This is a genomic window from Acidiplasma cupricumulans, from assembly GCF_001402935.1.
Lineage (GTDB): Archaea > Thermoplasmatota > Thermoplasmata > Thermoplasmatales > Thermoplasmataceae > Acidiplasma > Acidiplasma aeolicum.
This window is the reverse complement of sequence record NZ_LKBH01000306.1, coordinates 1-7,514: the sequence shown is the minus strand read 5'-3', so window position 1 is coordinate 7,514 and position 7,514 is coordinate 1. Positions and strand designations below refer to the sequence as shown.

Annotated in this window: 8 protein-coding genes; 3 read left to right on the top strand and 5 right to left on the bottom strand. The window is 33.9% G+C overall.

Features of this window, described 5'->3' with window-relative positions; translation table 11 throughout:
* Window positions 1-73: 73 nt before the first annotated feature.
* Window positions 74-628 carry a TATA-box-binding protein gene (locus AOG55_RS08760; RefSeq protein ID WP_055041181.1) on the top strand — a complete coding sequence of 185 codons (555 nt, stop codon included), beginning with the start codon at window positions 74-76 and terminating at the stop codon, window positions 626-628.
* Here the strand turns inward: AOG55_RS08760 and truD are convergent.
* The 3 genes from truD to guaB form a co-directional block, all read right to left on the bottom strand.
* Window positions 625-1,875, bottom strand: a complete 1,251-nt coding sequence (gene truD / locus AOG55_RS08755; protein ID WP_055032595.1) for a tRNA pseudouridine(13) synthase TruD — start codon at window positions 1,873-1,875, stop codon at window positions 625-627. The two genes, AOG55_RS08760 and truD, sit on opposite strands and share 4 nt — an antisense overlap.
* A 38-nt stretch (window positions 1,876-1,913) precedes the next feature.
* Window positions 1,914-2,162, bottom strand: a complete 249-nt coding sequence (locus AOG55_RS08750; protein ID WP_055032596.1) for a hypothetical protein — start codon at window positions 2,160-2,162, stop codon at window positions 1,914-1,916.
* Window positions 2,163-2,243: 81 nt separating this feature from the next.
* Window positions 2,244-3,698 (bottom strand): IMP dehydrogenase, encoded by a 1,455-nt coding sequence (gene guaB, locus AOG55_RS08745; protein WP_055041180.1) that lies wholly within the window; start codon window positions 3,696-3,698, stop codon window positions 2,244-2,246.
* A gap of 140 nt (window positions 3,699-3,838) precedes the next feature.
* Between guaB and AOG55_RS08740 the strand changes: the two genes are divergently transcribed.
* Window positions 3,839-5,245, top strand: a complete 1,407-nt coding sequence (locus tag AOG55_RS08740) for a DNA-directed DNA polymerase II small subunit (protein WP_055041179.1) — start codon at window positions 3,839-3,841, stop codon at window positions 5,243-5,245.
* Between the two features lie 39 nt (window positions 5,246-5,284).
* On the opposite strand, the gene AOG55_RS08735 is transcribed toward AOG55_RS08740, so the two are convergent.
* Entirely contained in the window at window positions 5,285-5,626 is a 342-nt protein-coding gene (locus AOG55_RS08735; protein WP_048101995.1) for a hypothetical protein, read from the bottom strand.
* Window positions 5,627-5,799: 173 nt separating this feature from the next.
* Between AOG55_RS08735 and AOG55_RS08730 the strand changes: the two genes are divergently transcribed.
* Window positions 5,800-6,351, top strand: coding sequence for a hypothetical protein (locus AOG55_RS08730; protein WP_048101996.1), 552 nt, complete (start codon window positions 5,800-5,802; stop codon window positions 6,349-6,351).
* A gap of 5 nt (window positions 6,352-6,356) precedes the next feature.
* Here AOG55_RS08730 and AOG55_RS08725 read toward each other — a convergent pair whose 3' ends face one another.
* Window positions 6,357-7,466: an MFS transporter gene (locus tag AOG55_RS08725; RefSeq protein ID WP_048101997.1), complete on the bottom strand. Its 1,110-nt coding sequence runs from the start codon at window positions 7,464-7,466 to the stop codon at window positions 6,357-6,359.
* Between the last annotated feature and the right edge of the window lie 48 nt (window positions 7,467-7,514).

Below are 7,514 nucleotides of genomic sequence, written 5' to 3'. Positions count from 1 at the left end.
TCATATTTTATAAAATTTTACATTAAAAAATTAAAACCTTTATATATCCTTTAAATATAAAGAATGGATAAATATGAGTGAAATGGAGAAAATTACAATTGAAAATATAGTTGCATCAACATCACTTGCTGAACACCTTGACCTTAGCAAAATTGCCCTTGCCTTGGAGGGATCGGAATACGAGCCGGAACAGTTTCCTGGTTTGATTTATAGGCTTAAGGAACCAAAGACAGCGGTGCTTATTTTTAGAAGCGGAAAGGTAAACTGCACCGGTGCAAAAAATTTGGAAAATGTTAAAAAAACAATAGACATAATAATTGAAAAATTAAAAAAGGCCAGTATAGAGGTTTATGATAACCCTGATATTATAGTTCATAATATTGTTGCTGTTTATGATCTTGAATCTGATCTAAACCTTACAGATATAGCAATGTCTCTTGGCCTTGAAAATGTCGAATATGAGCCTGAACAGTTTCCGGGGCTTGTATACCGTGTTGAGGAACCAAAGGTTGTTCTGCTCCTTTTCGGATCCGGAAAGGTTGTATGCACCGGGGCCAAGGAGGAGAGTGAGATAGAACAGGCTGTTATAAAGGTCAAAAAAGAATTGCAGAAGGTTGGCCTTATCTAAAAATCCTCATTTTTTAATATTTCCCTTAACAGTGAGGTTGCATATATCCCCCTGCCAAGGGAAAATTGCAGTTTATTTTTTCCTATTATTGAGAAATTTACAGGGAGTGCCGATGCTATTCTGAGATCTCCTGATGAGCTTAACTCAGGATAATCCTTTATTTTAAAATCATTAAATGAGATATTCTCTGAGCACATTATCTTTTTTTCTATTTCACCCTCAATACCGGATGATAATTTTGTGTTATAACCTATTACAGGAATTGCAGCCCTTATTTTATTTTCCTTTGAAAGAAGATTTAACTTTTCCTGATTGTATTTATCGGCCCTCATTATATTATTTTTATCAGGATTAAAATATTTATCAACAGGCATAAAATAATCCCCGTCAATAATCTCATTTAACTTTTCTATGATTTTCATTCTCTCCGATAAAATCCTGTTGTATAAAAATGATTGATATGAATGTATAAAGAGCATTGCAAGATTTTTTGGCAGCACATTAAATGCACCTGCATATGTTTTATGCTCTTTAATATAACCAAGAATGGATCTTTCAAATGAAAGATATTTTGGAAAATTTTTTAATGCCTCATCAACATTTTGGCTCTGAAAAAAGTCTATTCTATAATATTCCTTATCAAACTCAGGATCGTAAAGGTAAAGCTTTACAGCGTCCTCATACCTGCCCTGCAGGATCAGCCTGCCTATTCTGTGTGTGTTCATTCTAAATGAACCAAACCTTTGATACCCAAAGAAATTTGGAAATCCACCATTTTCAAAGATTTCCTTCACTGTACTGTTTATATTTTCATTATTATCGTAATCTGATTTGATTTCTACAATAAACTCATTTCCGATCAGGTCTCCAAGCCTTATCATATGATTTGACCTAAATACTTCCATCACCTCGGCATCCTTAATATTTAAATTAAAATAATCAATAGTGTTTTTATTCTCAATATTAATACAGAAATACTGGGTTGTTATAGCAGTTTTATCCTTTGTTCCACCGTAAGTTATCCTTTTTTTACTTATATGCAGTAATTTTGAGAGAAATATTACAAATTTATTTGTATCCCAGTTCCTTAATTTTACCTTTAAAATTGTATATTTCCCATTTATATCTTTCTGAATATCAGCAGGTATTTCATTTACAATAAAACTTTCAGGATTGAATTTTATTATACCGTTGATTTTAGGAGTGTGCGTTGAATAACCATGTATTCCTATATATGTTTCATTCATGAATCAGAATATTTATTTCATATATTAACATAATAAGATTATTTTACAAAATAATAAATGTTCTCTATAATGCCGTTTGATTTCTTTTTTGTACCTATTTTACCTGACGTAACAAGTTTATTGATCATAAATTCTATTTTATTTTCCAGCAGAATCTGTGATCCTATACGGATATAATCTGCATTGGTGCCACCCACCATATCTGGTGTGCCAAGAAAGAATTCTATTATTTCCTCCTTTGTCATTTCCCTACTGGACAGTGCCTTTGTTATATCTGATTCATCCATGATTATAAATAAGAAATTATTTTATAAATATTTTGAGTAAATAGTGGCCAATTTCCATGGCCAATTCGCTTTATTTCAGGCCTAGTAATTGAAATTCTGATAGTTTGGCGGCTCCGAAACTATTCTTATATCGTGGGGATGGCTTTCCTTTAGACCATTATTTGTTATCCTGATAAACACAGAATTTTTCCTTAATTCATCAAGGTTATGTGCACCAATATAACCCATGCCAGTTTTTATGCCCCCAACGAACTGGAAGAGATTTTCTGACACATGTCCCCTGTACGGGACTGATCCCTCAACACCCTCCGCTATAAATTCATTGTTTCCAAGCTTACCATACCTATCCGATTTCCCGGCCTTAATTGCACCTATTGATCCCATGCCCCTGTATGATTTGTATTTTCTTCCGTTTATTATCATTTCAACTCCGGGGCTTTCCTCTGTACCTGCCAAAAGTGATCCAAGCATAACAGTGGATGCACCTGCAGCAAGGGCCTTAACCATGTCACCAGAGTACCTTATTCCGCCATCGGCTATAACAGGAATGTCATGCTTTACAGCAACATCAGCAACACTGGAAATGGCTGTTAGCTGTGGGACACCAACACCTGCCACTATTCTGGTTGTGCATATTGAACCGGGGCCAATGCCAACCCTTAGACCATCAACGCCTGCAGATATAAGGTCCTCAGCAGCCTCTGCAGTGGCTATATTTCCAGCAATTATATCTATTGATAATTCCTTTCTAATTTTTTTTAATGATGATATTACATTGCAGTTATGTGCATGTGCAGTGTCAATAACAACAAAATCCGCCCCTGCCTTTTCCAGATTAATTGCGCGATCAATATCATAGGCGCCTATGGCCGCACCAACCATCAGCTGCCCGTTTGTATCCCTTGATGCATTGGGATATTTTTCCCTCGTTTTAATATCCTTTGCCGTGATAAGTCCCTTTAATTTACCAGCCTTATCAACAAGCGGAAGTTTTTCTATCCTGTTTTTATAAAGTATGTACTTTGCATCCTCTATTGATACGTTTTCATCTGCAGTTATCACATTTTTTGTCATTATGTCCCTTATTTTACCTGAGGAATCCGAAAATTCAAGATCCCTTTTTGTTAAAATACCAACAAGCTTCCCACCAGAAACCACAGGTAGGCCGGCAATATTTTTGGTAATCATTATGGTCCTTGCAACGTTTACTGGCGTTTCAGGATCAACAGATATAACGTTTCTTATAATTAGTGTTTCCTCCTTTTTCACCTTTTTAACCATCTCAATTTGCTCGTTTGTTGACATATTTCTGTGTATAACACCAACAGCACCATACCTTGCCATGGCTATTGCCATCTGATCCTCTGTAACAGTATCCATTGGTGAGCTTACAATTGGGACACCCAAACGTATATGCCGTGATAGTTTTGTTGAAATGTCCGCCTCCCTTGGTTCTATTGGCGATTTAATGGGCTTTAATAATACATCATCAAATGTATATCCTTCTTTAATTTCTGAGAATTTTTGGCTAAACATTGTGAAGTAAGATTTAAACAGTATATAAGATTATTGATTAACAGTCAAATTTATATTTAAAAAACCTGATAATATATATTAAATTTGAATTTATGAATTATAACCGATTAACATTTAAGTAAGTATGTATTAATCCATTAATGGAATTATTTAATGACAAGACCAGGATACTTGAATATTTTCAAAAGCACGGAATTCTGGTAACAAAGGAGGCAATGGACATTATACTTGAAAGAAGCATGGGCGATCTTATACCAAGCATGATCAGTGATGAGGTTATTCAGAGCGGGTATCTTACTGAAAATGATGTCCTTAAACTAATAAGCACACCAAAAAGGGAAAAAATGGATTTCGAAGTTTATATTCCAGATATTAAATCACACAGTTCGGTTGAGGATTTTAGAAAAATGTTTGTTGATCGCTATGAGAGAATTAGAAAAATGATAATACAATCAAGTGAAATGCGTGGTACATACAAAATCAGCACTGCAAAAAAGACATATGGCAAGGTAAAGATTGTTGGAATGGTAAGCGAGGTAAGCACCACCAAAAATGGCCATAAGAAACTATTGCTTGAGGATCTTGATGATAATATAAACGTATTCCTGCTGAAAAATAAGGGATTAAATAATGAGTTAATAATAGAGGATGAGGTAATAGGGGTAATTGGATCTGTTTCAAATTCCGGAAGGGAAACTGTATTATTTGCAGATGAAATTATAAGGCCTGACATACCGTACAAAATGATTGATGAACAGAAAAAACCCCCTGTGTATGTGGCATCCATTTCTGATATACATGTTGGGAGCAAAACATTCAGGGAAAATGATTTTAAAAAAATGATCGCATGGATAAAAAAATCCATGGATGAGGCGGAATCGTTAAAGTACCTTATACTTAGCGGTGATGTTGTTGATGGCATAGGTGTTTATCCTGGCCAGGAAAATGATCTTGACGTTCTTAATCCTCTTGAACAGTATGAAAAACTGGCAGAATATATAGACGAAGTGCCTGAGGATGTAAATGTGTTTATCATGCCTGGAAATCACGATGTTGTGAGGCTTGCCGAGCCACAGCCGATTTTTTCAAAGAAAATAAGCAGTTTTTTTAAGAGTAATACTGTTATGCTTCCAAATCCATATAATTTAAGGCTCGAGGGAAAAAACGTGCTTGTATACCATGGAATGTCTTTAAATGATATGATAGAACTTGTGCCAGGGGCAAGCTATGCAAGCGTGGGATCTGCTCTGGAAGAACTCCTAAAAAGAAGGCATCTGGCACCGCGTTATGGTGGAAAAACACCAATAATTCCATCTGAAAGGGACTACCATGTAATAGATGAGGTACCCGATATTTTTATAACGGGTCATATCCATTCATATTCACAGGGCAATTACCGTGGTGTAAGATATATAAATGCGTCCACATGGCAGTCCCAAACAGAATATCAGAAGATGATGAATTTTTCACCAAATCCTGCAATAATGACACTTTTTGACCTTAATTCAAATACAACAATAGTAAAGGACTTTAAATCGGAAGATTAGTTCTCTATTTTCATAGATATAATAAATACCATAATTATTTTACAATGTCCTTTTGATTATCTCATCTATTTCATTTTTAAACGTATTAAGGAAATCGTTGATGGCCTCGTCCTTAATATTTTTGGGAGCACTTAAAATGCCTATTTTTGCTGTTATTTTTGCCATTTTTGCCATTGAATCGTATTGTTTAATTCTGGCCTCCATGAATTCTTCCAGAACATCCTCGATCTGCCTTTTTAAATCTTCATCTTCATTTATTTTTTTTCTAATATATTCCTTGATTAAATCCTTAAATACATCACGCACCGCCTCTATATACATTTCTTCGGATGGTGCCGTTTCCAGAATGCTTTTTATGTAATTATCTATATCATTTTTCATAATTAGTTAATCCATACAGGTAAATAATTTTAACCATAGCCTTTGAAATAAAATTTATAGGATTAAAACGTAAGATGGTGAGATTAGATTAATAGTTATCAGAATTGATTGCATTATGGCTTTGCTAATTAGATGTGGGAAAATTTAAATAAAATCTTTATCATATTGAATTTATGAATAAAAAGATAGTGTCTATAGGGCTAATTATTCTTGTTATAGGTGCGGCCCTATTCATTGTTGGATCATATGAATCAGGCTTAAATGTTCAAAAATATACACACACTGAAGTTAGTCTTTATAAAAAAGGAGAATATATTACAGAAAATATGACATTAAAAAGTGGCTATGAAATATTAATTGAGGGGGGCCCATCAAATGCAGGTCTTATTAATTCAAAAAATCTGAGCCAGGTCAATTCAACCAATCTAGTGAAATATGAATATGGATCAAAGTATTATGAGGCGGTTGGATCGGACAAGGTTTTTGGTAATATGCCTGCAGGCACATACACCTATGTTATGTTCAATTCCACAAAGCCTTCTTTAAAGTATGAATATGCACCGGTATCTGCCATAGAGGGGTATGGGGTTATGGTTATAATAGGCCTTATAACAGGTTTAGCCGGTTTTATAATATTAATAGTAGGTGTAATAAAAAAACCAAAAAGACCACAGAAGGACATATACGATATAGATAATCTTGATGATCTAAATAACATAAAGTAATAAATTTAATGTTTTATAATATTTTTTGATAATATTATGTTTTTCCAGAATTTAGAACCCGTTTCAAATTTTGTAAAAATTATTGTTGCAATACCAAATAAGATTACTGTTGCTATAATATTAATGTATTCAATTCCGATTGGAAGTATGACAGGAAGCAGAAAGCCACTTACGGCCGCAAAATTCATGCTTGGACCTATTTTTTTAGGCTCAACATTCAGGTTCCGGCTTATTATGGGAAGCAGTGATATCATACCAAGGCCAAAGACAGTAAATATTACAGCAAGTACAATATCGTCTGTAAGGAAGAAGATAATTCCACTTAATGATACTATAACAACTGAGGCATAAAATATCTTATATATTGATATCCTGTTAATTAAATATGGAAGTATTATATATGCAGGAACTGCAAAAGAATATGCAATTATTGACTCATATAGGGATGCCGAACCAAGAAATGATGGAACAACTTCAAGTATATATGCTGGAGTGAAGCCAAGAATGAATAAAATAAAGATTTTAAATGAAAAATCAAACTGAAACTTCTTAACAAGTGGGGATATAACATTATGTTTTTTAGAAAATATTATGGCGGGTACAAAGACAATTCCTATTAGGGAAACCAGAGACCATGATTTCAAAAACATAAAGAATACGGCAGCGATAAGCCATCCTATGGCCCATCCACCCATGGTTAATCCTATGATTATTCTGTTTTTTGTAATGGATGAAACCTCTATTGCTGCAGATGTCGCAGTTCCATAAAATATTCCTATTAAAAACCTGCTTATGAACATCTCCGGAAAGGTTTTTTCATATGAAATTAAAAAGGATATTATGGACATCACACTTATTGAGAAAAGGGCCAGCCTCGGCACACCCATGCGGGCTAGTGGTGCATAGATAAATGGTGTAAACATTCTTCCAATAAAGGGTATGCCAAGTAAAATAAATGCCTCAAGATATGTAAAATGCAAGAGATCAACAATATTATCTATAAAAAATGCAAAGTCCATTAAAAAGAATGTTGCCACTGAATATGAAAAAACTGGTAATATTTTATTGAAATTAAATGTTACAATGTTGATGTTTTTTTTATATAATCCAATCATGTTTTTACGAATTGCTTATGTATATTTATATGTAAGCATTTATATTAT